Source organism: Amycolatopsis sp. NPDC023774 (genome assembly GCF_040639695.1).
Taxonomy (GTDB): domain Bacteria; phylum Actinomycetota; class Actinomycetes; order Mycobacteriales; family Pseudonocardiaceae; genus Amycolatopsis.
Window position 1 is genome coordinate 39,673 of the sequence record NZ_JBFAAJ010000022.1, and the last position, 26,780, is coordinate 66,452.

General features: G+C 71.6%; 26 protein-coding genes. 16 read left to right on the forward strand and 10 right to left on the reverse strand.

From position 1 onward, the window contains the following. Window positions 1-262 precede the first annotated feature (262 nt). Window positions 263-784 carry a DUF4262 domain-containing protein gene (locus tag AB0F91_RS33320; protein WP_360604007.1) on the forward strand — a complete coding sequence of 174 codons (522 nt, stop codon included), beginning with the start codon at window positions 263-265 and terminating at the stop codon, window positions 782-784. A gap of 17 nt (window positions 785-801) precedes the next feature. Here the strand turns inward: AB0F91_RS33320 and AB0F91_RS33325 are convergent, their stop codons facing one another. Beyond that, entirely contained in the window at window positions 802-1,248 is a 447-nt protein-coding gene (locus tag AB0F91_RS33325; protein WP_360604009.1) for a cupin domain-containing protein, read from the reverse strand. Between the two features lie 74 nt (window positions 1,249-1,322). Here AB0F91_RS33325 and ruvC point away from each other — a divergent pair, with 74 nt between their 5' ends. From ruvC to AB0F91_RS33365, 8 genes are all read left to right on the forward strand, one after another. Beyond that, window positions 1,323-1,964 (forward strand): crossover junction endodeoxyribonuclease RuvC, encoded by a 642-nt coding sequence (ruvC, locus tag AB0F91_RS33330; RefSeq protein WP_360604011.1) that lies wholly within the window; start codon window positions 1,323-1,325, stop codon window positions 1,962-1,964. Further along, entirely contained in the window at window positions 1,961-2,557 is a 597-nt protein-coding gene (gene ruvA / locus AB0F91_RS33335) for a Holliday junction branch migration protein RuvA (protein ID WP_360604013.1), read from the forward strand. The genes ruvC and ruvA overlap by 4 nt, the downstream gene beginning before the upstream one ends. 3 nt (window positions 2,558-2,560) lie before the next feature. Next, entirely contained in the window at window positions 2,561-3,643 is a 1,083-nt protein-coding gene (gene ruvB / locus AB0F91_RS33340) for a Holliday junction branch migration DNA helicase RuvB (protein WP_360604015.1), read from the forward strand. A gap of 144 nt (window positions 3,644-3,787) precedes the next feature. Continuing rightward, window positions 3,788-4,210, forward strand: coding sequence for a preprotein translocase subunit YajC (gene yajC / locus AB0F91_RS33345; protein WP_360604018.1), 423 nt, complete (start codon window positions 3,788-3,790; stop codon window positions 4,208-4,210). A 205-nt stretch (window positions 4,211-4,415) separates the two neighbouring features. Beyond that, a complete protein-coding gene (gene secD, locus AB0F91_RS33350; protein ID WP_360604020.1) occupies window positions 4,416-6,179 on the forward strand; it encodes a protein translocase subunit SecD in 1,764 nt (587 codons plus the stop codon). A 1-nt stretch (window position 6,180) separates the two neighbouring features. Further along, a complete protein-coding gene (secF, locus tag AB0F91_RS33355) occupies window positions 6,181-7,434 on the forward strand; it encodes a protein translocase subunit SecF (RefSeq protein ID WP_360604022.1) in 1,254 nt (417 codons plus the stop codon). A 5-nt stretch (window positions 7,435-7,439) separates the two neighbouring features. Further along, window positions 7,440-7,958: an adenine phosphoribosyltransferase gene (locus AB0F91_RS33360; RefSeq protein ID WP_360604024.1), complete on the forward strand. Its 519-nt coding sequence runs from the start codon at window positions 7,440-7,442 to the stop codon at window positions 7,956-7,958. Window positions 7,959-8,136: 178 nt separating this feature from the next. After that, window positions 8,137-10,500 (forward strand): bifunctional (p)ppGpp synthetase/guanosine-3',5'-bis(diphosphate) 3'-pyrophosphohydrolase, encoded by a 2,364-nt coding sequence (locus AB0F91_RS33365; RefSeq protein WP_360604026.1) that lies wholly within the window; start codon window positions 8,137-8,139, stop codon window positions 10,498-10,500. Here AB0F91_RS33365 and AB0F91_RS33370 read toward each other — a convergent pair. Continuing rightward, window positions 10,476-11,339, reverse strand: a complete 864-nt coding sequence (locus AB0F91_RS33370) for an alpha/beta fold hydrolase (protein WP_360604028.1) — start codon at window positions 11,337-11,339, stop codon at window positions 10,476-10,478. The two genes, AB0F91_RS33365 and AB0F91_RS33370, sit on opposite strands and share 25 nt — an antisense overlap. A gap of 73 nt (window positions 11,340-11,412) precedes the next feature. On the opposite strand from AB0F91_RS33370, the gene AB0F91_RS33375 reads away from it, so the two are divergent. Continuing rightward, window positions 11,413-12,192, forward strand: a complete 780-nt coding sequence (locus tag AB0F91_RS33375; RefSeq protein WP_360604029.1) for an enoyl-CoA hydratase-related protein — start codon at window positions 11,413-11,415, stop codon at window positions 12,190-12,192. Between the two features lie 7 nt (window positions 12,193-12,199). Here AB0F91_RS33375 and AB0F91_RS33380 read toward each other — a convergent pair whose 3' ends face one another. Further along, window positions 12,200-12,985, reverse strand: a complete 786-nt coding sequence (locus tag AB0F91_RS33380) for an aminotransferase class IV (RefSeq protein ID WP_360604031.1) — start codon at window positions 12,983-12,985, stop codon at window positions 12,200-12,202. Then, the gene (locus tag AB0F91_RS33385) at window positions 12,986-13,873 is read right to left on the reverse strand and encodes a peptidylprolyl isomerase (RefSeq protein WP_360604033.1); all 888 of its coding nucleotides are present in this window, start codon (window positions 13,871-13,873) and stop codon (window positions 12,986-12,988) included. Window positions 13,874-14,019: 146 nt separating this feature from the next. On the opposite strand from AB0F91_RS33385, the gene AB0F91_RS33390 reads away from it, so the two are divergent. Continuing rightward, entirely contained in the window at window positions 14,020-14,595 is a 576-nt protein-coding gene (locus tag AB0F91_RS33390) for an MBL fold metallo-hydrolase (RefSeq protein ID WP_360604035.1), read from the forward strand. 5 nt (window positions 14,596-14,600) lie between these two features. Continuing rightward, window positions 14,601-15,257, forward strand: coding sequence for a hypothetical protein (locus tag AB0F91_RS33395; RefSeq protein WP_360604037.1), 657 nt, complete (start codon window positions 14,601-14,603; stop codon window positions 15,255-15,257). On the opposite strand, the gene AB0F91_RS33400 is transcribed toward AB0F91_RS33395, so the two are convergent. From AB0F91_RS33400 to AB0F91_RS33410, 3 genes are all read right to left on the reverse strand, one after another. Further along, a complete protein-coding gene (locus AB0F91_RS33400; protein ID WP_360604039.1) occupies window positions 15,229-15,504 on the reverse strand; it encodes a hypothetical protein in 276 nt (91 codons plus the stop codon). The two genes, AB0F91_RS33395 and AB0F91_RS33400, sit on opposite strands and share 29 nt — an antisense overlap. Window positions 15,505-15,593: 89 nt before the next feature. Beyond that, window positions 15,594-17,183 (reverse strand): YibE/F family protein, encoded by a 1,590-nt coding sequence (locus tag AB0F91_RS33405; protein ID WP_360604191.1) that lies wholly within the window; start codon window positions 17,181-17,183, stop codon window positions 15,594-15,596. Window positions 17,184-17,739: 556 nt separating this feature from the next. Then, on the reverse strand, window positions 17,740-18,717 hold the full coding sequence (locus AB0F91_RS33410) for a GlxA family transcriptional regulator (RefSeq protein ID WP_360604041.1): 978 nt from the start codon (window positions 18,715-18,717) through the stop codon (window positions 17,740-17,742). A 97-nt stretch (window positions 18,718-18,814) separates the two neighbouring features. Between AB0F91_RS33410 and AB0F91_RS33415 the strand changes: the two genes are divergently transcribed. From AB0F91_RS33415 to AB0F91_RS33425, 3 genes are all read left to right on the forward strand, one after another. Beyond that, window positions 18,815-19,516, forward strand: a complete 702-nt coding sequence (locus AB0F91_RS33415; protein WP_360604043.1) for a DJ-1/PfpI family protein — start codon at window positions 18,815-18,817, stop codon at window positions 19,514-19,516. 281 nt (window positions 19,517-19,797) lie between these two features. Continuing rightward, window positions 19,798-20,151, forward strand: coding sequence for an STAS domain-containing protein (locus tag AB0F91_RS33420; protein ID WP_360604045.1), 354 nt, complete (start codon window positions 19,798-19,800; stop codon window positions 20,149-20,151). 111 nt (window positions 20,152-20,262) lie between these two features. After that, window positions 20,263-20,661 carry an SPW repeat protein gene (locus tag AB0F91_RS33425; protein WP_360604047.1) on the forward strand — a complete coding sequence of 133 codons (399 nt, stop codon included), beginning with the start codon at window positions 20,263-20,265 and terminating at the stop codon, window positions 20,659-20,661. 592 nt (window positions 20,662-21,253) lie between these two features. Here the strand turns inward: AB0F91_RS33425 and AB0F91_RS33430 are convergent. Further along, window positions 21,254-21,385: a hypothetical protein gene (locus AB0F91_RS33430; RefSeq protein WP_360604049.1), complete on the reverse strand. Its 132-nt coding sequence runs from the start codon at window positions 21,383-21,385 to the stop codon at window positions 21,254-21,256. A 708-nt stretch (window positions 21,386-22,093) separates the two neighbouring features. Beyond that, window positions 22,094-22,843, reverse strand: a complete 750-nt coding sequence (locus AB0F91_RS33435) for an SRPBCC domain-containing protein (RefSeq protein ID WP_360604051.1) — start codon at window positions 22,841-22,843, stop codon at window positions 22,094-22,096. 120 nt (window positions 22,844-22,963) lie between these two features. Here AB0F91_RS33435 and AB0F91_RS33440 point away from each other — a divergent pair, with 120 nt between their 5' ends. Further along, window positions 22,964-24,712: a pyruvate dehydrogenase gene (locus AB0F91_RS33440; RefSeq protein WP_360604053.1), complete on the forward strand. Its 1,749-nt coding sequence runs from the start codon at window positions 22,964-22,966 to the stop codon at window positions 24,710-24,712. Window positions 24,713-24,795: 83 nt separating this feature from the next. Here AB0F91_RS33440 and AB0F91_RS33445 read toward each other — a convergent pair whose 3' ends face one another. Next, the gene (locus AB0F91_RS33445; protein ID WP_360604193.1) at window positions 24,796-26,685 is read right to left on the reverse strand and encodes an ABC transporter ATP-binding protein; all 1,890 of its coding nucleotides are present in this window, start codon (window positions 26,683-26,685) and stop codon (window positions 24,796-24,798) included. Window positions 26,686-26,780: the final 95 nt, after the last annotated feature.

The following is a 26,780-nucleotide window of genomic DNA, read 5'->3' on the forward strand; positions in this document are numbered from 1 at the left end:
CTGTGTCGAATTCCGTGTGTCCGGCAAGGTCATGGCTTCGGTCGGCTGACGTCGGCCATGGCGGGTGTCTCCCGCCATGGCAGGGAATTCGGCGGCACACCGAGAGTGGAGTGTGCCGGCGAACGGCCCCGGTCGAGTGCGGGAGAACCCGCGTCCGGCCGGGGCCGTTGCCGTGGTGATCAGCGGAGCGTAGTCGGATTCCTTGCTGTGCGCGGAAATTCGCGGCTGTCGGTACTGGGCTCAGCCGCGCGGGTGCGGCACAATGGCCGCCGTGACGACCTCAGCCCTCACCGCCGAAGAGCAGCGCCTGATCGACTGGATCGAGTCCCAGGCCAAGGAACGGGGCAACGCGGTCATCGCCGTCCCGCAGGACGATCAGGGTGCCGGCTTCTGCTTCACCGCCTGCGCGTGGGCGCTGCACAACGTGCCGGAGGCCGTGGTCGTCGGCCTCCCCGGCGACCTGGGCCCGATCCTGCTCGACGCATACGTCGACCGCGCGGCCAACGGCGAGATCTTCGAGGTCGGCAAGCGCTACGACGATTTCTTCCAGGGCAGCGCCGTCGTTTTCGAACGCGTCGCCAAGGGCCACTACCCGGAGTACTTCGGCTCGGCGTTCCTCGTCTACCCCGACGGCGACTTCCCGGCGCTGCAGGTCCTCGTCGCCACCGCCGACGGGCACTTCCCCTGGCAGGACACGGCTCCCGAAGGCTTCGCCGAGTGGCAGCCGGTGCTCACCGAAAGCGGAGTGCCGGAGAGCTGGACCCCGGGCGTCGACGGGCCCTGATCACCGACGGCCGTTGATCACCGCGGCAGTGCCCTGAGATCCGCCGCCGCGGCGGGAAACCGCGCGGCGAGCGTCTCGACGTCGGCGAACTCCACGCAGTCGTCGGTGTAGGGCGGCACCACCACGGTGCCGAGCAAGGACCACTCGCCCAGCGGTACCGTCGCCTGCCACGTCCCGGCGGGCACCACGACCTGCGGCCGTTCGCCCGCGGCGACGTCGGTGCCCAGCACCGGCCGCGTGATCGTGCCGTCCGGGTGCAGGAGGAGCATCCGCGCCGGCGCCCCGGCGTGGTGCACGAAGACTTCGACGCGATCCAGGCGGTGCGGCGCGGAGGTCTGCGGCGCCACCAGCAGGTAGTAGATCGCGGACCCCTCCTCGGAGCGCCAGCTCTGCGCGAAGCGGCCGCCTTCGACGGGCAGCGGCGACAGACCCAGGTGGCGGATGAATTCCGGTGGCTGCGGCATGGCGACCATCCTGCCGCGCCCCCGCCCAGTAGCCTGCACCTCGAACGGATGTTCGCGCGGGCGAAGGAGAAGGTGTGCGGGTGCTCGGGGTCGACCCCGGTCTGACCAGGTGCGGTCTCGGCGTGGTCGACGGTGGCAAGGGCCGGGTCGTCCGCGCGGTGGCCGTCGGCGTCGTGCGCACCCCGGCGGAGGACGATCTCGCCCACCGGCTCCTCGGCATCGCCGACGAGGTCGAGGTCTGGCTGGACCGCTACCGGCCCGAGGCGATCGCCGTCGAGCGCGTGTTCGCACAGCACAACGTCCGCACGGCCATGGGCACTGCGCAGGCGGGCGGCGTCGTCGCGCTGGCCGCGGCCCGGCGCGGGCTGCCGGTCGTGTTCCACACCCCGAGCGAGGTCAAGGCCGCGGTCACCGGGTCCGGCCGCGCGGACAAGGCGCAGGTCACCGGTATGGTGATGCGTCTGCTCAACCTCGAGGTGAAACCGCATCCCGCCGACGCGGCCGACGCGCTGGCGCTGGCCATCTGCCACCTCTGGCGCGAGCCGATGCGCGTTCGCCTCGCCGAGGCCGAGGCGCGCGCGGCCGAGCTGGCCCGCGCGCACAAGGCCAAGCTGGCGGCCGCCGCGAAACAGGCGGGCGCCGCCACCCGCACCCCGGTGCGACGCGCGGTCCGCCGCACCCCGAGCAAGCTGGACGACACTGGAGCACCCCGATGATCTCCTCCGTACGCGGTGAAGTGCTGTCCGTCGGCCTGGACCACGTCGTGGTCGAGGTCGGCGGCGTGGGCTTCGCCGTGCAAGCCACCCCGGCGACGCTTGCGACGCTGCGCCGCGGCGAGCAGGTGCGGCTGCACACCGCGCTGGTCGTGCGCGAGGACTCGCTGACCCTGTTCGGGTTCGCCGACGAAGATGCGCGCGAGCTGTTCGGCCTGCTGCAGACCGTGTCGGGCATCGGCCCGCGGCTCGCGCTCGCCACACTCGCCGTGCTGGAGCCCGACAAGCTGCGCGCCGCGCTCGTCGAAGGCAACATCACGGTCCTCACGCAGGTGCCCGGCATCGGCCGCAAGGGCGCCGAACGGCTCAGCCTCGAGCTGCGCGACAAGGTCACCGCGCTCGGCGGCACCGGCGAGGTGCCGGCCGTGTCCGCACCCGGTGCGCTGCGCGCCGAAGTCGTGGAAGCGTTGGCAGGACTGGGTTTCCCGGCCAAGCAGGCCGAGCAGGCGGTGGACCGCGTGCTGGCCGAGGGCGACGGGCACACCACCGCGACGGTGCTGCGCTCGGCGCTGGCCACCCTCGGGCGCAAGCGGTAACCGATGGACCACGAGGTGACCGAGTTCGAAGCGGACAGCGACTCCGATGAGACGCTCTCCGCGCTCTCGCAGAACGGCGAACGCGAGGTCGAGACGACCCTGCGGCCGCGCAAGCTCGACGAGTTCGTGGGCCAGCCGCGCGTGCGCGAACAGCTGGAGCTGGTGCTGGAGAGCGCCCGGCGCCGCGGCGTGCCGCCCGACCACGTGCTGCTGTCCGGCCCTCCGGGCCTCGGCAAGACGAGCATGGCGATGATCGTGGCCGCCGAGCTCGGCGCGGCCATCCGCATCACGTCCGGCCCGGCGCTGGAACGCGCGGGCGACCTGGCCGCGATGCTGTCCAACCTCGCGCCCGGCGACGTGCTGTTCATCGACGAGATCCACCGCATCGCCCGCCCCGCCGAGGAGATGCTGTACCTCGCGATGGAGGACTTCCGCGTCGACGTCGTGGTCGGCAAGGGGCCGGGCGCGACGAGCATTCCGCTCGAGATCGCGCCGTTCACGCTGGTCGGGGCCACCACACGCTCCGGCTCGCTCACCGGACCGCTGCGCGACCGCTTCGGTTTCACCGGGCAGATGGAGTTCTACTCCGATGCCGAACTGGAACTCGTCGTGCGCCGCGCCGCGACGATCCTCGACATCCCCATCGACCGGGAAGGCTGCTCGGAGATCGCCCGCCGCTCCCGCGGCACGCCCCGGATCGCGAACCGCCTGCTGCGCCGCGTCCGCGACTACGCCGAGGTCCGCGCCGACGGCATCGTGACCAGGGACGTCGCCCGGGCGGCGCTCAAGGTCTACGACGTGGACGAACTGGGCCTCGACCGGCTGGACCGGGCCGTGCTCAGCGCGCTGACCCGCTCGTTCGGCGGGGGACCGGTCGGCATCTCCACACTCGCCGTCGCCGTGGGTGAGGAGGCGACCACGGTGGAAGAGGTGTGCGAGCCCTACCTGGTCCGCGCGGGTATGCTCGCCCGCACTCCGCGTGGCCGGGTCGCGACCGCGGCCGCGTGGGAGCACCTCGGCTTGGTGGCGCCACCTGAGGCAGGGCGGCCGGACCAGGGCGGTCCCACGTTGTTCGACCAGGGCTGACGGGGACGTCGGACACCGGCCGGCGGGAGCGCAACGGACGGTGGGTGCTGGCGATTTCGTGAGCACCTGGCACACTCGAAGACAGCACATCCGTCAAAACCGGACGTAAGCACCGACGACGCGACGTCCGTCGAATGGAGAGTCATGAACAACTTACTGCTGCCGTTGCTGCTGCTGGTCGTGGTGGCCGTGCCGCTCGTCCTCGGTACCCGCAAGCAGAAGAAGCAGCAGGCAGCCCAGCAGGACCTGCAGAAGAGCATCGCTCCCGGTGACCGCGTGATGACCACCTCGGGCCTCTACGGCACCGTCGCCGACGCTTCCGGTGACGACACGATCGACATCGAAATCGCCCCGGGCGTCGTCACCACGTGGCTGCGCATCGCGGTCCGCGAGAAGGTGCAGCCGGCCGTCGAGACCGACGAGACCGAGGTGGAGACGGACTCCGACGACACCGTCGGCGGCGTCGCTTCGACCACCGCCGCGGCGCCCGCCCACGAGTCCATCGAGGACGCGGGCGAGAAGTCCGGTGCGCAGATCGCGCCCCCGCTGGAGCACGGCAAGAAGTGACCTGCTTCTTCCCCGGGCAGTGACACGCGCGTAGCCGACGAAAGTCGGTACGGGCGAACGCAGGGCTCACGCAGCACCGAGTACTGTCTCGGTGCTGCGTGCGTGTCCGCCGCCATAGTCATGCCCAGCAGCGTGCCGGGAGCACCTTCCCGGCTCGCTCACCGAACCAGTTGGGGTCCACCCAGTCCGAGGAGACCGAAGCACCGTGGCACCATCGGCCGGGCATCTCCGCCCGGGACGCTATCTCGCCTTCTTCGCCTTGATCGTGGTCGTGCTCTACGCCCTGGTGTTCTTCACCGGCGGCGGCAAGCCCACGCCGAAGCTCGGCATCGATCTGCAGGGCGGCACCCGGGTCACGCTCACCGCGCGGACGCCGGACGGCGGCCAGCCCACGCGAGACTCGCTGAACCAGGCGCGACAGATCATCGAAACCCGCGTGAACGGCATCGGTGTCGCCGGCACGGAGGTCGTGCTCGACGGCAACAACGTCGTCATCACCGTTCCGGGCGCGCAGGGTGACCAGGCGAAGTCCCTCGGCCAGACCGCGAAGCTCGGCTTCCGCAAGGTGATCACCTCGCAGCCGAACACCCCGGCCGCGCCGCCTGCCTCGGGCAACCCGGCGGCCCCGCCGGCTTCGGGCACCCCCTCCACGCCGCCGTCCTCCGGTGCGCCCTCGGCCCCGCCGTCCGCCACGGGCGCGCCCTCGAGCACGCCGAACGGCGGCGGTGGCGCGGCCGGTGCCCCGGCCCAGCAGCCGCCGAGCACCACGCCGTCGGCTCCGCCGGCCTCGAACACGCCGGCGGCCGGTGGCCAGGCGATGACGCCGATCCAGCAGGCGCAGGCGATCCGGCAGAACCCGGACCTGGCCTCGGACGACCAGGCGAAGGCGCAGGCCGCGCAGCAGGCCGCTCTGGCCTCGCTCACCTGCGCCCCGAACGTCGCCGACCCGCTCGAGGGCAACGACCTCTCGGACAAGCCGCTGGTCGCGTGCGGTGACAAGGACGCCACGAAGTACGTGCTGGGCCCCCAGTTCCTGCCCGGCACCGAGATCTCCACCGCGTCCTCGGGCTACGACCAGCAGCGTGGCCAGTGGGTCGTCGACCTGACCTTCAACGGCACGGGCAGCAAGACCTGGGGTGACTTCACCTCCGCCAACGTCGGCTCGCAGGCCGCGTTCGTGCTCGACACGCAGGTCGTGTCCGCGCCGACCATCCAGTCGGCCATCCTCGGCGGCAACACGCAGATCACCGGCCAGTTCACGCAGGCCGACGCGAAGAACCTCGCCGACGTCCTGAAGTACGGCTCGCTGCCGCTGTCGTTCGACTCGTCCGACGCCACCACCGTGTCGGCGACGCTCGGCTCCGCATCGCTGCAGGCGGGCCTGCTCGCCGGCGCGATCGGCTTGATCGTGGTCTTCATCTACTGCCTGATCTACTACCGCCTGCTCGGCATCCTCACGATCCTGTCGCTGGCCTTGTCCGGCCTGCTGGTCTATGCGGTGCTCGTGCTGCTCGGCCGGTGGATCGGGTACACGCTCGACCTCGCCGGCATCGCCGGCCTGATCATCGCCATCGGCATCACGGCGGACTCGTTCGTCATCTACTTCGAACGGCTCAAGGACGAGATCCGCGAAGGGCGCACGTTCCGCTCGGCGGTGCCGCGCGGCTGGGCCCGTGCCCGGCGCACGATCCTGGCGTCCGACGCCGTGAGCTTCCTCGCCGCGGCGATCCTGTACGTGATCGCGGTCGGCGACGTGCAGGGCTTCGCGTTCACCCTCGGCATGTCGACGGTGCTCGACCTCGTGGTGGTCTACCTCGTCACGCACCCGCTGGTGGCGATGGTGTCCACGTCGAAGTCGGCGTTCCTGTCCAACCCCCGCAACCTCGGCCTCGGTGCCGTCCAGCGCCTGGCCTCGGAACGCAGGTCGTCCCGTCCCGCCGTCGGTCGCACGAACGTGAAGGAGGCCTGACGTGGGCGTCGAAGACCTGGGCACGGACGCCGAGGCGGGCGCCGGCAAGGCCACCCCGTCCGGCAAGAAGGAAAGCGTCTTCCACCGGCTCTACGTCGGCACGGGCGCGTTCGACATCGTCGGCGCGCGCAAGCGCTGGTACATCTTCTTCGCGGCGCTGGTGCTCGTCTGCATCCTTTCGATGTTCATCCGCGGCTTCAACATCGGCATCGAATTCGAGGGCGGCACGCAGATCCAGCTGCCCGCGCACGGCGCGCGCGGCGAGATCACCACTTCGCAGGTGGCGCAGTCGTTCACCAAGGCGCTGGGTGAGCAGCCGTCCGAGACGCAGCGCGTCGGCACCGGCAACGCGGCGACCCTCCAGATCCGCTCGGAGGCGTTGCCGGCCGACCAGGTGGCCAAGGTGAAGCAGCAGCTGTTCACCGACTGGGCGCCCATCGGGGCCAACAACCAGCCGAGCGTGCAGGCCATCAGCGACAGCGCGGTGAGCGCGTCGTGGGGCGGGGAGATCTCGCGCCAGGCGCTGATCGCGCTCGCGGTCTTCCTCGTCGCCGTGGTGATCTTCCTGGCGATCTACTTCGACACGCGAATGGCCGCGGCGGCACTGATCTCGCTGATCCACGACATCGTGGTCACGGCGGGCGTGTACTCGCTCGTCGGCTTCGAGGTCACGCCGGCGACGGTGATCGGCCTGCTGACGATCCTCGGGTTCTCGCTGTACGACACGGTGGTGGTGTTCGACAAGGTCCGCGAGAACACGCGCGGCCTGCTCGGCCTCACCCGCCGCACGTACGCCGAGGCGGCCAACCTGGCGCTGAACCAGACGCTGATGCGGTCGTTCAACACGGCGTTCATCGCCCTGCTGCCGATCCTCGGCCTCCTCGTCGTCGGGTACATCCTGCTCGGCTCGGGCACGCTGCAGGACCTGGCACTCGTGCAGCTCACGGGCACCCTGGTCGGCGTGCTGTCGTCGGTCGCGCTCGCGACACCGCTGCTGGTCGACTTCAAGATGCGGGAACCGAAGTACCAGCAGCAGGCGCAGCGCGTCGCGGTCCGCCGAGCCAAGGCCGCCGCTCGCGACGCCGAGGGCGAGAACTTCGACGCGGCGGACGATGACGCCCTGGCCGCCGAGCTTCGCAAGGAGAAGGCGATGGCCGCGGCGGCCGGCGTTCCGGCCCGCACCCCGAAGGCGCGCCCGCAGAACAAGCCGCGCCGCACCGGTGGCGGCGTGTCGTCGGGGAAGCGGAAGCGCTGACCCGGATGGAGCTGGAAAAGGCCCTCGGCCTGATCGCCGAGGTGCCGGACTTTCCCGAGCCCGGCGTGCTGTTCCGCGATCTGAGCCCGCTCTTCGCGGACGGCCCCGGGTTCGCCACGGTCGTCGACGCATTGGCCGGCACGCTCGGCCCCGGGGTCGAGCTGCTGGCCGGCGTCGAGGCCCGCGGGTTCCTGCTCGCCGCGGCCGTCGGGTACGCCCGCGGCCTCGGCGTGGTGCTCATCCGCAAGCCCGGCAAGCTGCCGTCGGTGGCCGGCCGGGTCGACTACGCCCTCGAGTACGGCACGGCGAGCGTCGAGCTGCCGGCCGACGTCGTGCACCCCGGCCGGCGAGTCGGCGTGATCGACGACGTACTCGCCACCGGCGGGACGGTCGCCGCGACGGCCAAGCTGCTCGAAGACGTCGGTGCCGTGGTCGACGGCGTGTCGGTGGTGCTGGAGCTCGCGGCGCTGGGCGGTCGTGGCGTGCTGGCGGGTCGCCGGGTCGAGGCGCTGCAGGTCGTCTGACCCCGCGTCACCAGCACGAACGGCCGGGAAGCCGGGGCGCTCGCGCGGCGTTGAAGAAAACGTGGCTCCGCCGGTGTTCGGCGGCGCGCCGTCTGCCGATCGGACGTAGGCGGCGAGGCCACGCGGTCGAACGGCTACCCTGGGGGTTCGAAGGCCGCACGAGCAGCAGGAGGTGCGGGTGAGCCAAGAGCTCGACGCCGGGGTGCCCGCCAAGCCGGTGCCCGCGAAGGATGGCTCCGGTGCGCGCGGTGCGCAGTCGGTGCCGCCGCCGAAGGCAAACGGGGCCGCGCCCAACCCGTCGGCGACCCGCCGGGTGCGGGCCCGTCTGGCCCGCCGCATCACGGCCCAGCGGGCCGCGCCCGTGAAGCAGGTGCTCGAGCCGCTCGCCGTCATCCACCGCGAGCTGCACCCCAATGCGGACCTCGCGCTGCTGCAACGTGCCTACGACGTCGCGGAGGAGCTGCACCGCGACCAGCGGCGCAAGTCCGGTGACCCGTACATCACGCACCCCCTCGCCGTGGCCACGATCCTCGCCGAGCTGGGCATGGACACCACCACGCTGGTGGCGGCGCTGCTGCACGACACCGTGGAGGACACGGGCTTCTCGCTCGACCAGCTGAAGGCCGACTTCGGCGACAAGGTCGGCGAGCTCGTCGACGGCGTCACCAAGCTGGACAAGGTGAAGCTCGGCATGTCGGCCGAGGCCGAGACGATCCGCAAGATGGTCATCGCCATGGCGAAGGACCCGCGGGTGCTCGTGATCAAGCTGGCCGACCGGCTGCACAACATGCGCACCATGCGCTTCCTCCCGCCGGAGAAGCAGGCTCGCAAGGCCCGCGAGACGCTGGAGGTGCTCGCCCCGCTGGCCCACCGCCTCGGCATGGCGACGGTGAAGTGGGAGCTCGAAGACCTCGCGTTCGCGATCCTGCAGCCGAAGAAGTACGACGAGATCGTGCGCCTGGTCGCCGACCGCGCGCCCTCGCGTGACACGTACCTGCGCAAGGTGATCGCCGACCTCACGAGCAACCTCGTGTCGTCGCGGATCACCGCCAAGGTCGAGGGCAGGCCGAAGCACTACTACTCGATCCACCAGAAGATGATCGTGCGCGGGCGCGACCTCGACGACATCCACGATCTGGTGGGCGTGCGGATCCTCGTGGAGGACGTGCGCGACTGCTACGCCGCCATGGGTGTCGTCCACGCGCTGTGGCAGCCCGTGCCCGGCCGGTTCAAGGACTACATCGCCCAGCCGCGGTTCGGCGTGTACCAGTCGCTGCACACCACCGTGATCGGCCCGGACGGCAAGCCGCTGGAAGTGCAGATCCGCACCTACGAGATGCACCGCACGGCCGAGTACGGCATCGCGGCACACTGGCGGTACAAGGAAACCAAGGGCACCCACAGCGGCAACTCGATGGACGTCGACGAGATCGCGTGGATGCGCCAGCTGCTCGACTGGCAGCGTGAGGCCGCGGACCCGGGTGACTTCCTCGAGTCGCTGCGCTACGAGCTGGCCGCACGCGAGATCTTCGTGTTCACGCCCAAGGGCGACGTGATCACCCTGCCGGCGGACTCGACCCCGGTCGACTTCGCCTACGCCGTGCACACCGAGGTGGGCCACCGCTGCATCGGCGCCCGCGTGAACGGCCGTCTCGTGGCTCTCGAGCGCAAGCTGGAGAACGGCGAGAACGTCGAGATCTTCACTTCGAAGGCGGAGAACGCCGGCCCGAGCCGCGACTGGCTGCAGTTCGCCGGTTCGCCGAAGGCGCGCGCGAAGATCCGCCAGTGGTTCGCGAAGGAGCGCCGCGACGAGGCGATCGACGCGGGCAAGGAGGCCATCACCAAGGAGATCCGCAAGGTCGGGCTGCCCATCCAGCGGCTCGTCTCGGCGGAGTCCATGGGCTCGGTGGCCAAGGAGCTGCGCCACGGCGACATCTCCTCGCTGTACGCGGCCGTGGGGGAGGGCCACACCAGCGCGAAGCACGTGGTGCAGCGGCTGGTGGCGCTCATCGGCGGTGTCGACGAGGCGGAGGAGGAGCTCGCCGAGCGGGCCACCCCGTCCACGGTCACGCGGCGACGCGGGTCCAACGACGTCGGCGTGATCGTGAAGGGCGCCAGCGACGTGTGGGCGAAGCTCGCGCGTTGCTGCACCCCGGTGCCGGGCGACGAGATCCTCGGGTTCGTCACGCGCGGCGGCGGGGTGAGCGTGCACCGCACGGACTGCACCAACGCCGACGACCTGCGCACCCAGCCCGAGCGGCTGGTCGAGGTGGAGTGGGCGCCGTCGTCCTCGTCGGTGTTCCTGGTGGCCATCCAGGTCGAGGCGCTCGACCGGCACCGGCTGCTGTCCGACGTCACCAAGGTGCTGGCCGACGAGAAGGTCAACATCCTCTCGGCGTCGGTCACGACCTCGCGTGACCGCGTGGCCGTGAGCCGGTTCTCGTTCGAGATGGGCGACCCGAAGCACCTCGGCCACGTGCTGAAGGTGGTGCGGGGCGTCGAGGGCGTGTACGACGTCTACCGGGTCACGTCGGCTTCCTGACCCCGAAACCACGAGCGGAGCGCCTCGGTCACTTCGGCGGGGCGCTCCATCGGGGGCAGGTGGCCGGTGCCGGGCAGGTCGAACCGGGTCGCCCCGGGGATTTCCCGCTCGAACTTGTCGGCGAGTTCGAGCAGTCCCGAGCCGTCTTCCCGGCCGATGATCACCAGCGTGGGTGCGGTGATTTCGCCGAGGCGGTGGCGGGTGTCGGGGATGTCCTCCGTCCACTTAGGATTACTCCACTCGCGGCGGTGGACGCTCTCGCACAGTTCGAGGGCTCGGGCGTAGAAGTCCTGGTCGACGTCTGTTCGTGTCCGATGTGGACCAACGACGAGGTAGCGGACGTTGGCGTCGGCGATCGCCCGGACGTCCTCCTCGTCGATGCGTTCGGCGGTGTGGGCCAGGTAGCGCGCGAGCTTCTCCAGCGGTACAGCGGCGAGCATGGCCTCGCGGCTTTCCGAGGCGATCGGTTCGGGCCACTCGTGCCCGGACAGTCCGGCGCCGATGAGCACGAGACGGGTGACGCGGTCGGGCGCGGCCAGTGCGGCGTCGAGCGCGTAGGCGCCGCCCATCGACGAGCCGGCGAGCGCGGCCCGGTCGATGCCGAGCGCGGACATGACCGCGAGCAGGTCACGGTGGTGGGAAACGGTGCCTTCGGCCGCCTGCGAGTCGCCGTGGCCGCGGCGGTCGTAGCGGATCACGCGATGGTGCTCGGCCAAGGCCGCGAACTGGTGGTCCCACATGCGCCGATCGGCGAGCCCGGCGTGCAGGAGCACCACGGGCGGGCCTTGGCCGGCCTCGTCGTAGCCGAACCGCACGCCGTCGACCTCGATCATCCCCATGGGCGTCCCGCTAGCGCGGGGAGCTGGTCACAGACGCGGGTTTCGCGCAGGGCGATCCCGCTAGGGTGCTGGCATGACCGACGGATTCGAGTTCACGCGCGACGGCGAAGTCGCGCGCCTGACGTTCGCCCGGCCGGAGAAGATGAACGCCATCACCTACGGCATGTGGTCGGCGATCCCGGACGTCGTGGCCGAGGTCGAGGACGACCCGGCGCTCAAGGTCCTCGTGCTCACGGGCGCGGGCAAGCACTTCTCAGCCGGCGCCGACATCAGCGAGTTCCGCGATCTGCGCTCCACCGCCGACGGCGCGGCCACCTACGACAAGGCCGTCGACGGCGCCGTGGCCGCCCTGACCTCGATGCGCAAACCGTCGGTCGCCATGATCCAGGGCAACTGCATCGGCGGCGGTTGCCAGCTGTCCGTGGCGTGCGACTTCCGCTTCGCCTCAGAAGACGCGCGCTTCGGCATCACGCCCGCCAAGCTGGGCATCGTCTTCCACTTCGACTCGACGCGCCTGCTGGTCTCCCTGGTCGGCCCCGCGAACGCCAAGTACCTCCTGCTGTCGGGCGAGCTCGTCGACGCCGTGCGCGCCCGCGAGATCGGCCTCGTCAACGACCTCCACTCGGGGGAAGGCCTCGCCGCAGCCACCGCGGCCTTCGTGGGCACCCTCTGCTCCCGCTCGCAGGCCTCGATTCGCGGAATGAACCGCATCATCGAGAAGATCGCCGGCGGGCAGCAACACCCGGACGACGAAGTGGACGCCATCCGCCTGGCCGCACTGCACGGCGAGGACTACGCGGAGGGCGTCGACGCGTTCCTGAACCGCCGGCCGCCGAAGTTCACGCACCGGTGACGGACACTCAGATCTCGTCCCACGGCGTGCTTTCGTACGCCTCGGTGAGCAGCCGTGCGGCCGCGGGGTCGTTGCGCAGCACCACACCGTCGACGGACGCGACCGGCCGGCCCACGGTCTCGGAGTTGGTGAGGAACCCGGCGTCGAAGCCGGGCAGCTCGTGGGGGCGGACCCGGCGGGTCACCTGCGCGACCCCGGCGACGGCCAGCCGTTTCTTCAGCAGGAGGTAGGTGATGCCCGGCAGCACCGCTGCTTCGGGCCACACCACGGTGTCGCCTTCGAGGAACCCGAGGTTCCAGACGGACGCTTCGCTGAGGTGTCCACTGTGGTCGATGAACACCGCGTCGTCGTAGCCCGCGAGCACGGCCTGGCGCGAGTGGTGGATCAGGCCGAACGTGCCGGTGTGCTTCACCTCGGGCAGGTCGCGCTGGTACCGCACGGACCTCAGCCGGATCGGGTCGGCGACGTGCTCACGCGGGGGACCGGTGCGCACGAGGATTTCGGGCTCCATGACCGGATCTTCTTCGTTGGAGCGGGAAGAGATGAGCACGCGCACCGACAGCGCGCCCCGCCCGGCGACGAGCTTGCGGACGTAGCCGCGGACCCGGTCGAGGTCGAGTTCGCTGTCGAACAGCAGCCGGGTGCTCGTGGCCAGCCGCGTGAGGTGGAGGGCGAGGCCGCGGACCCGGCCGTCGCGGACCTGCATCGCGGTGAAGTGGCTGTAGCCGCCCAGAACGCGAGCGAGCTGAACGGCGCCGGGTTCGGCGCCGTTCAGCTCGAACGGGAAAAACACTCAGGCCGCGACGTTCACGGCCGTGAACTTGACCTGCTTCTTCGGCTCACCGGTCGCGCCGTCCTGGCCGACGGTGCCGATGCCCGTCTTGGCGATCGAGTCCAGGACCTTGAGGCCTTCGTCGGAAATACTGCCGAAGATGGTGTAGTTCGGGGGCAGCTCGGCGGTGCCGTAGACCATGAAGAACTGGCTGCCGCCCGAGTTGGGCTGGCCCGTGTTCGCCATGGCGAGAATGCCGCGGCCGTACTTCTCGCCGTCGATGAACTCGTCCGGGATGGTGAAGCCGGGGCCGCCGGTGCCGTCGGTCGTCACGTCGCCCTTGGCGTTCGGGTCGCCGCACTGCAGCATCTGCAGGTCGGTGACGCCGAGGCGGTGGCAGATCGTGTCGGTGTAGAAACCCTGCTTCGCCAGGCTCACGAAGGCCTCGACGGTGCACGGCGCGAGTGCGCGGTCGAGCGTGATCGGGATGTCGCCGGCGGTGGTCTTCATCGTGATGTCGACCTTGCCCTGCGACGCCACGTTCTTGCCGTCCGGCGGCGTGGTCTTCTTCGGCGGCGGCGCGCTGTTCGTGTCGGCCGGGTACGTGCACGTGGTCGGGTTCGGCAGGGCCTTCGGCCGCGTCGGCAGCGCGGTGCGCTGCGTCGGGATCTGGCCGACGGTCGGCACCGGCGGGGCCGAACTCGACGGCGGCGGGCTGGCGGCCGCCGTGCTGTCGTCGCCACCGCCGCTGTTCACAACCCACACGACTACCCCGGCCACGATGAGAACAACACCGCCGACCACTCCAGCGCCCACGATCTTGCGTCGCTTGGCCCGGTCCCGCCGGCGCTCGATCTGCCGCTCGAGTTTCCGCTTAGCGGCTTCACGGCGCTGCTGGTTGGTCGCCACCCGCCCTCCAGTTCAGGCTCGATGTCACACGTCTGAGGTAGCGGCAGTGTATGGGCACAGCCTGTGAGGACTCTGTACAGGGGCCGCTAGTCTCGATCCGATCGTGATCGGCGCCGCTTCGCCAACGCCGGGACAGGAGGGGTTTGGTGCTCGTCGTCGGATTCGCCGCGGGGCCGCTGCGCGCGAACTGCTACCTGCTCGCCCCGGCACCCGGCGGCGGGTGCGTGGTGGTGGACCCCGGGCAGGAGTCCGCCCCACCGCTCGCGGCCGCGCTGGCCGAGCACGGGCTCACGCCGGTCGCGCTGCTCGCCACCCACGGTCACCCCGACCACGTCGCCGGCGCTGCCGGCCACGATCTCCCACTGCACCTGCACCCGGCCGACCACGAGTGGTTCGCGGGACCGTCGGTGCCGCTGGCCGAAGGCCCGCTCGAAGAGGCGGGCCTGGCGCTCGAGGTCGTGGCCGTGCCCGGCCACACGCCGGGGTCGGTGGCTTTCGCCGTGCAGGCGAGCGAAGGTGGCAGGCTGGTGCTCACGGGGGACACGCTGTTCGCCGGGTCGATCGGGCGCTCCGACGGCTCCGGCGCCGAACTGGAGAGATCGTTGCGCACGAAGCTGCTGACCCTGCCCGACGACACCGTCGTGCTGCCGGGCCACGGGCCCGCCACGACCATCGGGCGCGAACGCGCGACCAACCCCGCGCTCACGGCGGCGGAGGCGTGACGGGCATGACCGAGCAGGACGGCGTCAAGGGCGCACCGGAACGGCTGCCGCTGTTCGCCGAGGACGCGAAGCTCACGCGCCGGCGCGCATGGTCCGGTTTCGTCGGCGCGGTGATCGTGGCCGCGGCGTTCGGTGGCATCGCAGGGCTGATCGGCGGGCAGCTGGTGGGGCTGATCGTCGCGGTGATCGTGGCGCTTCCCTTGCTGTACATCGTCCTTTACACACTGCGGCGCCGGATCTGGCTCGAAGGCACGACATTGGTCGTGCGTACGTGGGGCATCCGGCGCATCGGGCTCGTCGAGGCGGAGCGGCTCGACATCGTCATCGGCGACGTGCGCGGCACCCGCACGGTGAGTCTGCTCGTGAACGCGGGCAAGCGGCGCAAGACGGTGAAGGTCGACCTCGCCGTGTTCGCCGGCACGGGCGGGCGCGAGCTGGGCGCGCTGCAGCTGCGCCGGGTCGCCGACGCGCTGCTGAACAACACCGAGGCCAACGGGCTGGTGTTCTCCGAGCTGCTGGTGGCGGAGCTGCGGTCGGAAGCGCGGGGCGACGCCGTGGCCGAGCGGCCGCTGTACCGGCTCGCGTCGGCCGCCCCGGCCGGGCGCTACATCCAGCGGTTCCCGATGGAGGCCGTCAGCCGCTTCGTCGCGACGCTGGAGTGACGCCGTCCTTCGGGACTTCGTCCATGCCGTCGACGCGAGCGCGGATCTGCTCCACCTGGTCGGCGAGGTCCGGCAGTTCTTCGGCGACGTAGGCGAGCAGTCGCTCGAGATGGCGCAGCGTCGCCCGCACGTCGTCGAGCGCGCTCGCGATCCGCGGGACGGCCTCGGCCGCTTCCGGCAAGGCCGCCAACAACCGCCGGACCAGGTGCATGGTGACCCGCGGTCCCACCAGTACGGCTGAGAACACGACCCCTCCTCGGGTACGGACGTACTCGCCTCGGTCGCGGACTTCGTACCGCAGCCACCGGGTCCGGTTCCCGCCGGGGCTCGCTCGTGTTACTGGTGTGCCGAGGGGCCATCCGTGGTGCTCAAGAGGTGGTCGACCGGCTCGCGCGCCGCGATCAGCGCCGCCAGGACCGTCGTCACGGGGACCGCCGCGACGATGCCCACGGACCCCGCGAGCGTGCGGATGATCTCCGACGCGATGTCCTCGCTGCCGAGCAGCGCGCCGAGCCCGACGCCGGAGATCGACGAGTACAGCAGCACCGGCAGCGCGGCGCCGGCGTAGGCCATCACGAGGGTGTTCACGGCCGAGCCCACGTGGTCGCGGCCGATGCGCAGGCCCGAGCGATAGAGTTCCCGCCACCCCAGCGAAGGGTTCGCGCGCCGCAGCTCCCAGACGGCGCTGGTCTGCGTCACCGTCACGTCGTCGAGCACACCGAGCGCGCCGATCACGACGCCGGCGAGCAGCAGGCCGCGCGCGTCGATGCCGTGGCCGAGTGAGCCGATGAGCGTGGACGTGCTGTCGTCGAGGCCGGTGAGCGAGGCACCCACGGAGAAGATCGCCGACAGGATCCCGATCAGCGCGAGGCTGACCAATGTGCCGAGCACAGCCACCGACGTTCTCGCCGACAGCCCGTGCGTCAGGTACAGCGCGACGAACATGATCGCGCCGGCGCCCGCGATCGCGACCAGGAGCGGGTTCTCGCCGGCGAGGATCGAGGGGAGCACGAACAGCACGATCACCACGAAGCTCAGCACCAGCGCGACGAGCGCCGCGAGCCCCTGCCAGCGACCGAGCACCAGCACCGCGAGGGCGAACAGCGCGGCCAGCAGCACGAGCGGCGTGCCGCGCTGGAAATCGACGAGCTGGAACGACGCCGGGTCGGTGGCGTTGCCGCCGTTGTAGGCGAGGACCACCTTGTCGCCGGTGGAGAAGCGCGGCGTGCTCGGCTCGATCGGCACGATGAGCTGCAGGGGTTTCCCGTCGCCCGGGCCGTCGGTCATCGTCAGGTCGACGGTGAGGCACGGCTTCTGGTCGGGGTCGGTGTCGGCCCCGACCTGCACCTGGCCGTTCGCGAGGCACGGCCCCGTGACGGTCGCCGTGATCAACGCCTGCACCGGCGTGCCCTGCGGCACCACACTCGTCGGCGACGCCTTGCCCCACGGGTACAGCACGACCATGCCGACGACCGTCGCGAGAGCGAGCGGGACGAGCAGCCACATGACGAGCTTGCGGACGCGGGTGGAGGCGGGGGCGGCTGGGCCATGGCCGTGTCCATGACCGTGGCCGTGTGCCTGCGCGGTGAGGGCGGCGCGGAGGCCCTTGCGTGCGGGCGGTTCGGCGGGTTCCGGCGCTTCGTCCGGGCTCGCGATGGTGCGGGGGCGGCGGCCGGTGGGGGGCGGTGTGTCGCCGGAGCGCCGGCCGGTGGCCGGCCGGGCCGCTTCGGCGTCGGGTGACGGGGAATCGTTTGTGACGCGCGAGGTTTCGCCGTCGCGGCGTGCTTGTCCCTGGGTGCGACGGGAGGGTGGAAGTGGGGTTTCGCGGCTCTGGCGGCCCGCGGACGACGAGCCGCCGTCGGCGTGGGGCAGCGGGGTTTCGCCGGTGCGGCGACCTCGTGCCTCCGCTGGGCGTGCGGGCGGCACCGGAGTTTCGCCGGTACGGCGCGAAGGTGGGGCGCCCCGGCGGCCGGTCGGCGGAGGGGTCTCGCCGCGGCGACGTGGGGGGATCGGGGTTTCGCCGGTGCGGCGGCCGGCGGGTGGTGGGGTTCCGTCGGCGTGGCGCGAAGACAGCGGAGGTTGCCCGGTTCGGCCGGCCGGCGGGGTTCCGTCGGCGTGGCGACTCGCCCGCGGGGGCGTGTCGCCGGTGCGGCGGCCGGCCGGCGGGGGAGTCTCGCCGGAGCGGCGTGGTGGCTGGGTTTCTCCCGTGCGGCGGCCGACGGGGTGGTCGCCGGAGCGGGGCGTGGCTCGGCGCACCTGTTCTTCCGCTCCGGGCCAGCGGGGCTCGTCTCCCGTGCGGGGGCGGCGCGGCCGGGCCCCGGACGCCGGAGGAGCAGCGGGGTCGCCGGCCACTCGGCGGATGGGGCCGGTGTCGTCGACGTCGTCGGGGTAGTCGGGCGGTGCCACGGCGCACATCCTGCACTCACGCCGTGGCCGTCACCCGTACCGGGTGGGGACGACCCGGTCGATTCCGGCGTTTCGCTCAGCCGAGCGCCTGGCGCAGGTGCACGCGGCGGTAGGCGGACGGCGGGGTGTCGAAGTGGTCTAGGAAGGCCTGGCGCAGCGTCTCGGTGGAGCCGAAGCCGCAGCGGCGGGCGATGGCGGCCAGGGGCAGGTCGGTGCCCGCGAGCAGCCGGGCGGCGTGCTCTGCCCGGACGGTGCGCACGTATTTGCCGGGCGTGGTGCCGAGATGCGCGTCGAACAACCTGGTCAGCTGGCGGGTGCTGATGCCCGCCTGCCGGGCCAGCACGGGCGTGCCGAGGTCCTCGCCCAGGTGTTCGGCGACGAACGCGGTGAGGTCGCGCACCTGCCGGTGCTCGGGCGGCGGGCCGGACAGGAACATGCTCATCTGGGCCTGGTTGCCGGGCCGCTGTAGGTAGGTCACGAGGGCTCGGGCGGCTTCGCGGGCGAGTGTCGGGCCGTGGTCCTCCTCGACGAACGCCAGCGCGAGGTCGAGCCCGCTGGTGACGCCGGCGGAGGTGTAGACGTCGCCGTGGCGGATGAACAGCGGCACCGGGTCCACGGTCACCGACGGGTATTTCGCGGCGAGCTGCGCCGCGTACGCCCAGTGCGTGGTCGCGCGGCGGCCGCTCAGCAGGCCGGCGGCGGCGAGCACGGTCGAGCCGGTGCAGACCGACGCGGTGCGCGTGCTGTGCCGGGAGAGCCGGCGGACGTGTTCGAGCAGGCGTTCGTCGCCCGCCGCCGCGCGGTGGCCGAGGCCGCCGGAGACGACGATCGTGTGCAGCGGCCCCGAAACCTGGTCCAGCCGCACGTGGGGCGTCAGCGTGATGCCGGACTGGCAGCGGAACGGGTGTCCGTCCACAGTGGCCAGTCGCAGGGTGTAGCCCGGGCGCGCGCCGAGCCGGTTGGCGGCGTCGAGCGCGTCGGAGACGCACGCGATGTCGAGCAGCTCGGCGTCGGGGTACCCGACGATCACGACCTGCCGTGCTGGCCCCGGCATGATCGAACGTTAGCAGGTCAGCAGGCCGATCGACATGGTTCGCAGGATTCCGGACATCGCGAGCCCGTTCGCGCGCCCGCGAGGGACGGTGGGACGCATGACCGAAAAAACGTTCGCCTTTGTCCTCTACCCCGGCCTGACGGTGCTCGACCTCGTGGGCCCGCTCCAGGTGCTGAGCGCGTTCGCCATGGCGGATCAGGATTTCCGCGTGGTGGTCGTAGGCGAGACCCTCGACCCGATCGGCACCGACACGCCCCTGCGGATCGCGCCCAGCCACACCTTCGCCGACGTCCGCGAGCCCTACGGCGTCCTCGTCCCGGGCGGCTCCGCGCCGACCCTGGAGGCGCTCGCGAACCGGCCGCTGATCGGCTACCTGGCCAAGACCGCGCGCACGGCCGAGCTGATGACATCCGTCTGCACAGGCGCCCTGCTCCTCGGCGAAGCCGGCCTCCTCGACGGCCGCGAGGCCACCACCCACTGGATGTTCCGCGACCTCCTGCGCGCCTTCGGCGCCACCCCGGTCGCCCGCCGCTGGGTCGACGCGGGCTCCGTGATCACCGCCGCGGGCGTCTCGGCGGGCATCGACCTGGCCCTGCACCTCGTCGACCGCCTCGCCGGCCCCGACGTCGCCCGCACCGTCCAGTTCGGCATCGAATACGACCCGGAGCCGCCGCTGGGTCCGCTCGACTGGTCGAGCGCCCCGCACGGTGCGTTGAAGCCGTTGCTGGAACACGCCCTGGGCGACAACGTCCTGGCCGACCGGCCGGACCTGAAGGCGAAGCTGCTCGCGCACGCCTGAGCCGGAGCTCCGGCGCGAAGGGACCGTTCGCGCATCGCTCTTCGCCGCTGGACGAGTGCGTGACACCCGAGCAACCACGGCGGCTGATCGGACCCTCCGTTCGCCTCATCCGAGCGGGCCGCCGGGGGCTGCCCACCACTGAGGGCGATGGGCAGCCCCCGGCCCAGCAGCACCGATGACCGTTCCGCGGCCGTTCACTCACTCTGGGTGACTAGTGAGGTCGCCCACCTGCGCGCCGCGCGGGGGTTGACCGGGCCGGAGGAGCGCGTACCGTCAGGCCAATGCCCCAGCGCCGAGGGGATTCCGGCCTCACCCTCCTGACCACCGTCCGCGACGACGACCTCGTGCTCGTCACCGCCGCGGGCGAGATCGACGCCGCCTCCGTCGGCGACTTCCGGACCGTGCTGGCCGAAGCGTGCGTGGTGGGGCAGAAGCTCGTGGTCGACCTCTCCCGCGTCGGGTTCCTCAGCTGCGCCGGCCTGCGCGTGCTGGAGGAGACGAGCCGCACGCGCCCCGCGTTGTCCGTGGTCGCGACCGGACGGCTCGTGCTGCGGGTCTTCGACGTCACCGGCGCCGCCGAGGCCCTCGACGTGCGGCCGCGGCTCGTGGACGCCTGCGCGGCCGCCCGCGCCTGACCGGCCGCCGAACGGGTGGGGATCACCCGGGTCCGTGCGAGCCACGCCGATCGTGGGTACCCCACCGGTGAACCCGATCAAGGGAACGCGACTACGGCGAGGTGATCCGGGATGTCCACCACGACCGAACGCGCCGGCGGGAGCGGCGCAGTCGGCGCACTGGTCGGCGGCGCCGCGGGGCTGGCCGTGCTGGCTGGTCTGTACTTGATCATCGGCCCGTGGCTGGCGCGGTTCGGCGGCGCGGCCGAGCTCGCGATCAGCAACACGGTGGCCGGTCTGGCGATCATCGTGCTCGCCGCCGTGCGCGCGCGCACCGCCCGCCCGCAGGCGCTCACGTGGATCCTGCCGGTGCTCGGTGCCTGGGCCGCGGTGTCCCCGCTGGTCCTGCGCTACGGCGACGAGACCGCGCCGTCGGCCGGAGCGTTGACGGGCAACATCATCGCGGGTGCCGTCGTGCTGCTGGCCGGCATCGCGCTGTGCCTGCGCCGCCCGGCCACCCGGGCTCGCTGAGCAGCCCGCGCCAGCGTGGCGCGGACTTCGGCTCGTGCACGACCTTCGCGGCGAGCACGGGCCGCACCCAGAGCGCGCGGGGGTGGCAGGGCACGTCGGCGAACGGCGGCCGCGGTGTGCCAGCTCCGCGAGCGCAACGGCGAGGCAGCCGAGTTTCTCCTGCGAGAAGCCGACTCCGACGTTGCCCGCATAGCGCAGGTCCGCGCCGTCGGGCACGGCCGGCAGCAGTGAGCCGAAAGTCCCCGCTCGCCGGCCGCCGCCGGGGCGCCAGCCGGCGATGAGCACCCGGCGCACGTCCGGGGACGCCACGAACAGCCAGTCCGTGTTCGCCCGGCCAGGCTGGTACGGGCTGCTCCGGCGTTTCGCGAGAAAAGGCCGGGCAGGCCGTGGTCGCGGCTCGCCGCGACCAAGCCGCCATCGCCGAAGTGGGTCGGCGACACCTGCCAGTGGTCGCCGGCGAGACCCAGATCGTCGAGCAGCGCGCGGCGCTCGACCGTAGGGCAGGTCGAGCCGCGAGCGGCCGTCGAGGTGCAGCGCGTCGGAGACGACGAAGGTTGCCGTCCCCGAGTCGGCGCGCCGCGCCGGGGTCGGCTTACGTGCGGCGGCGCAGCCCGTCGGGGTCGGGCCGGCCCGCGGCGAAGACCACGATCTGCCCGTCCAGCAACGCTTTCGTGGACCCGGGTTGCGCGGCGAGACCACGAAGTTCCGGGTAGCGCGCGGTCACGTCGGCGCCGGTTTCGTCGACGGCCGGCGCCCGCGCCGCCCGTGCGCACGAGGGTGCGACGGCCCGGCCACGCGAACTCGTACGCCCAGTCGTCGTCCCCGGCGATGGAGGGCATGCGGCCCGGGTGCGCGGGCATCGGATCGGTGCGAGGAACCTCGGTGTGTCCTCGTGACAGGGCTCGGCGGGGTCGAGGCGGACGCAGCCGCCAGCCGTCCGCCGATCCGGCACCGTGGTCGAGTTCGTAGCGGCCCAGCAGCCGTTCGCCGTACAGCACGAACTCGATGCGGTGCACGTGTCAGTGCACGGTTTCGTAGCGGCCGCGGTCCCACACCTCGACCGTCCCCGCGCCGTACTAGCGCTGTACTCGCCCGCCGGGATCTCGCCTTCGAAGTCCGCGTAGTCCACCGGCCAGTCGTCGATGCGGATCGCGAGCCGCCCGCGGCCGGGGGAGCGGGCAGGCCGCGCGGGCCGGCCCACGACGTGAGCACCCCGCCGCGTTCGAGCCGGAAGTCCCAGTGCAGCCGCGACCACGAACACGCCACGGTTCTCGACGGGATGTTCGTCGACAGGGTGGCGGTCGCCAGGGTGCTCGGGGAGCGGTTCGGGAGCCTGGCCGAGTGCGCGTCGGCACCGGCGTTCGGCGAGTTCGTCCGCCATCGCAGACGTGGCACCCCCGTCCCTCAGGGTGCGCGCCCACCTTGGCGCCGCTCACGCCAGTACGCGCTCCAGCCACGCCTGCCAGGCCTTGCCTTCCTGTTCGACGTCGGCGTCGCCGGCGAACAGGTGGTGCCCGATCGCGATCGGCATCCCCAGCACGGACCGCTCGTGGAAGCGGTAGAGCGCGTCCGGGGTCCGGATGCCCGCGTAGTGCGGGGTCGTGTAGTCGAGGATCCCGTCGACGGTCCCCACGCCGTCGACCGCGAACCGCACCGGCTGCCCGACCTCGGGCACCTCCGGCAGGCCCAGCGCGCGCACCAGCTTCGTCCAGGCTTCGAGCGAAGCCGAGGACTCCGGACCGGCGGCGAGAACGAACCGCGCGCGGCGGCCGGGAAAGTACCGCAGGAGCTGGCCGAGCGTATGCAGGTACATGTCCCAGCCGTGGCTGAAACCCTCGTGGTACTCCTCGCCCCAATCCTGCGCGGTGAAGCCGTGGTGGATGAAGCGCAGCACCGACGTGCCGCCCTCGGCGGCCTCCACGAGGAACTCGAACGCGTCGAAGCTGCCGTCGGGCGCCGGCGTGGCGCGGTAGGCGAACCGCCGCGGGGGGTCCCAGGTGGTGATCTCGGCTTCGCTGGTGAACTCGCCCATGGCGAAGCGGACCCGCCGCGCCTGCACGTCGACCTCGTGCTTGCCCATGAACCACGAGTCGATGCCCGGTCCCGTGGCCACGGCGTCCCACACGGCCTCCGGGGGCGTGGGCAGACGGACCTGCTTGGTTACGTCGAACTCGTGGGTCATGACCGGTTCCTCCTCACCTGACGGAAACCCACCGTGTCATTGACAAGAATAGTTGTCAAGGGCGAGCGACGTTTGCCGAGAGGTGCGAGACTGCCGGGGAACCGAGGGAAAGGACCGCTCATGGCGACCGTGGCCGACCAGCTGGTCGACGTTCTCGTGCAGTCCGGCGTGCGCCGCATCTACGGCGTGGTCGGCGACAGCCTCAACCCCGTGGTGGACGCCGTACGCCGCACCGGCGGCTCGGCCCGCGGCGGGATCGACTGGGTGCACGTGCGCAACGAGGAGGCCGGTGCGTTCGCCGCGGCCGCGGAGGCGCAGCTCACGGGTGAGCTGGCCGTGTGCGCGGGCAGCTGCGGTCCCGGCAACCTGCACCTGCTGCAAGGGGTCTACGACGCGCACCGCTCGGGCGCGCCGGTGCTCGCGCTCGCGTCGCACATCCCGTCGACGCAGATCGGCACCGGCTTCTTCCAGGAGACGCATCCGCAGCAGTTGTTCGCGGAGTGCTCGCACTACTGCGAGCTGGTGAGCGGCCCCGAGCAGATGCCGCGGCTCGCGCGGATCGCGGTGCAGAACGCCGTGGGCCGGCGCGGCGCCGCCGTGCTGGTGCTGCCCGGCGACGTCTCGCACGAGTCGGCCGTGAACGAGACGGGGGTGTCGGCGTCGCTCGGTACTCCACCGGCCATCGTGCCGGCCGCGGCCGACGTCGACCGGCTCGTGGAGCGGATCAACCGCGCCGAGAAGGTGATGATCATGGCCGGCGCGGGCTGCCGCGACGCCCACGAAGATCTCCTCGCCCTGGCCGACACGATCGGCGCGCCGGTCGGGCATTCCTTGCGGGGCAAGGAGTACGTGCAGTACGACAACCCGTTCGACGTCGGCATGAGCGGCCTGCTCGGCTACGGCTCCTGCTACGACGCGATGCACGAGGCCGACCTCGTGCTGCTGCTCGGCACCGACTTCCCGTACGACACGTTCCTGCCTCAGCGCAACACCGTGCAGGTGGACATCGACCCGGCTCGCATCGGCCGCCGCTCGGTGCTCGAGTTCGGCGTGCTGGGCGACGTCGGCGCCACGATCCGCGCCGCCCTGCCGCGGCTTCGGCGGCGAGAAAACCGCTCGTTCCTGCACACCATGCTGCACAAGCACGAACGCAGCCTGCAGCGCGTGGTCGACGCCTACACCAGCGACGTCGCGCAGCGCGTGCCCCTGCACCCGGAGTACGTGGCCGACATCCTCGACGAGGAGGCGGCCGACGACGCGGTGTTCACCGTGGACACCGGCATGGGCAACGTCTGGGCGGCCCGCTACGTCACGCCCAACGGCCGGCGCCGGCTGATCGGCTCGTTCGTGCACGGCAGCATGGCCAACGCCCTGCCGCACGCCATCGGCGTGCAGTCGGCCGCGCCGGGCCGCCAGGTCGTGGCGATGTGCGGCGACGGCGGGCTGGCGATGCTGATGGGGGAGCTGCTCACGCTGAAGACCCACGCGCTGCCCGTGAAAGCCGTGGTGTTCAACAACTCCTCGCTCGGCATGGTGAAGCTCGAGATGCTCGTGGACGGCCTGCCCGAGTTCGGCACCGACCACGACTCCGTCGACTTCGCCGCCATCGCGCGCGCGGCCGGCCTGCACTCGCGCCGGGTCGAGAAGCCGGCCGACGTACGCGAGGGCATCCGCGAGATCCTCGACCACGACGGCCCCGCGGTGCTCGACGTCGTGACCGACCCCAACGCGCTGTCGATCCCGCCGAACATCACCGCCGCCCAGGTGCGCGGCTTCGCGCTCGCCGCGAGCCGCACCGTCCTCGGCGGTGGGGTCGGCAAGATGCTGCAGCTGGCGAAGTCCAACCTGCGCAACGTGCCTCGCCCGTAGAAGCCGGCCCCGGGAACGCATCCGGGGCGGCGCCGCCGTGTTTCACCACAGCGGCACCGCCCCGGATCGGACAGCCCGGCGGGTCAGTCTGTCTCGGCCATCGCCTCGGCGAACTGCGCCGCGTACAGGCGGGAGTACGCGCCGCCCGCGTGCAGCAGGGTTTCGTGGTCGCCCTGCTCCACGATGCGGCCCGACTCCATCACCAGGATCACGTCGGCGTCGCGGATCGTGGACAGGCGGTGGGCGATCACGAAGCTCGTGCGGCCCTCGCGCAGCGAGTTCATCGCGTGCTGGATGAGCACCTCCGTGCGGGTGTCCACGGAGCTGGTCGCCTCGTCGAGGATGAGGATGGCCGGCTTCGCGAGGAACGCCCGCGCCACCGTGATCAGCTGCTTCTCACCGGCGCTGACCGTGCCGCCCTCGTCGTCGATCACCGTGGCGTAGCCGTCGGGCAGCGTGCGCACGAAGCGGTCCACGTACGTCGCCGTGGCCGCTTCCACGACCTGCTCGTGCGTCACGTCGTCGGCGCCGTAGGCGATGTTCTCCTCGATGGTCCCGCCGAACAGCCACGCGTCCTGCAGGACCATGCCGGTCTTGTCGCGCAGCTCCTCGCGGTCCATCTTCGCGATGTCCACGCCGTCGAGCGTGATGTGCCCGCTGTCGATCTCGTAGAACCGCATCAAAAGGTTCACCAGCGTGGTCTTGCCGGCGCCGGTGGGGCCGACGATCGCGACCGTCTGGCCCGGCTCCACCGTGAGCGAGAGGTTCTCGATCAGCGGCGTGTCCTCGAGGTAGCGGAAGGACACGTCGTGGAACTCGACCTTGCCGTGGACCACGGCCGGGCGCTGCGGGTCCGCCGGTTCGGGGTCCTGCTCCTTCGCGTCGAGCAGCGCGAACACCCGCTCGGCCGAGGCGACACCCGACTGCAGCAGGTTCGCCATGCTCGCGATCTGCGTCACCGGCTGGCTGAACTGGCGCGAGTACTGGATGAACGCCTGCACATCGCCCAGCGTCAGGCTGCCCGACGCCACGCGCAGCGCGCCGATCACGGCCACCAGCACGTAGTTCAGGTTGCCGATGAACATCATCGCCGGCTGGATCGTGCCGGAGATGAACTGCGCCCGGAAGCTCGCGTTGTACAGCGTGTCGTTCTGCTCGCGGAATGTCGCTTCGGCCTCTTCGCGCCGGCCGAAGACCTTCACCAGCGAGTGGCCGGTGTACATCTCCTCGATGTGCGCGTTGAGCTTCCCGGTCGTCGCCCACTGCTTGATGAACTGCGGCTGCGCGCGTTTGCCGATCTTGGCCGCGACGAACACGGACGCGGGCACGGTCAGCAGCGCGATGATCGCGAGCAGCGGTGAGATCAGGAACATCATGACCAGCACGCCGATCACCGTCAGCACCGAGGTGACGATCTGCGAAAGCGTCTGCTGCAGCGACTGCGCGAGGTTGTCGATGTCGTTGGTGACGCGGCTGAGCACCTCACCGCGCGGCTGGCGGTCGAAGTAGCGCAGCGGCAGCCGCGCCAGTTTCTCCTCGACGTCGCGGCGCAGCGAATAGACCGCGCCCTGCACGAGGCTCGTCGTGAGCCGCGCCTGGATCAGGCCGAAGAACGACGCGACCACGTACAGCGCCAGCACGAGCAGCAGTACCTGGCCCACGGCTGTGAAGTCGATGCCCTGGCCCGGCGTGATGTCGGCGCGGGAGAAGATGTCCGCGAGGGTCGTGTTGCCCTCGGCCCGCAGGCCCGCGACCACCGCGTCCTTCGTGACGCCGGCGGGCAGGCTCTTGCCGATCACGCCCGCGAAGATCAGGTCGGTGGCGCGCGCGAGGATCTTCGGCCCGATCACGGTCAGCGCGACGCTCGCCGTGCCGAGCACCAGCACCCCGATCAACGCCGCCTGCTGCGGCCGCAGCAGACGCAGCAGCCGGACCAGCGACCCCTTGAAGTCCATGGCCTTCTCCGGCGGCATGCCGCCGGCCATGAACCGCCCCGGCCCGGCGGCCGGAGCGACGTTCTTGTTGCGCGCCGCCGTCGGCCGCTCGCCGACCTCGGTCGCGACGGCTC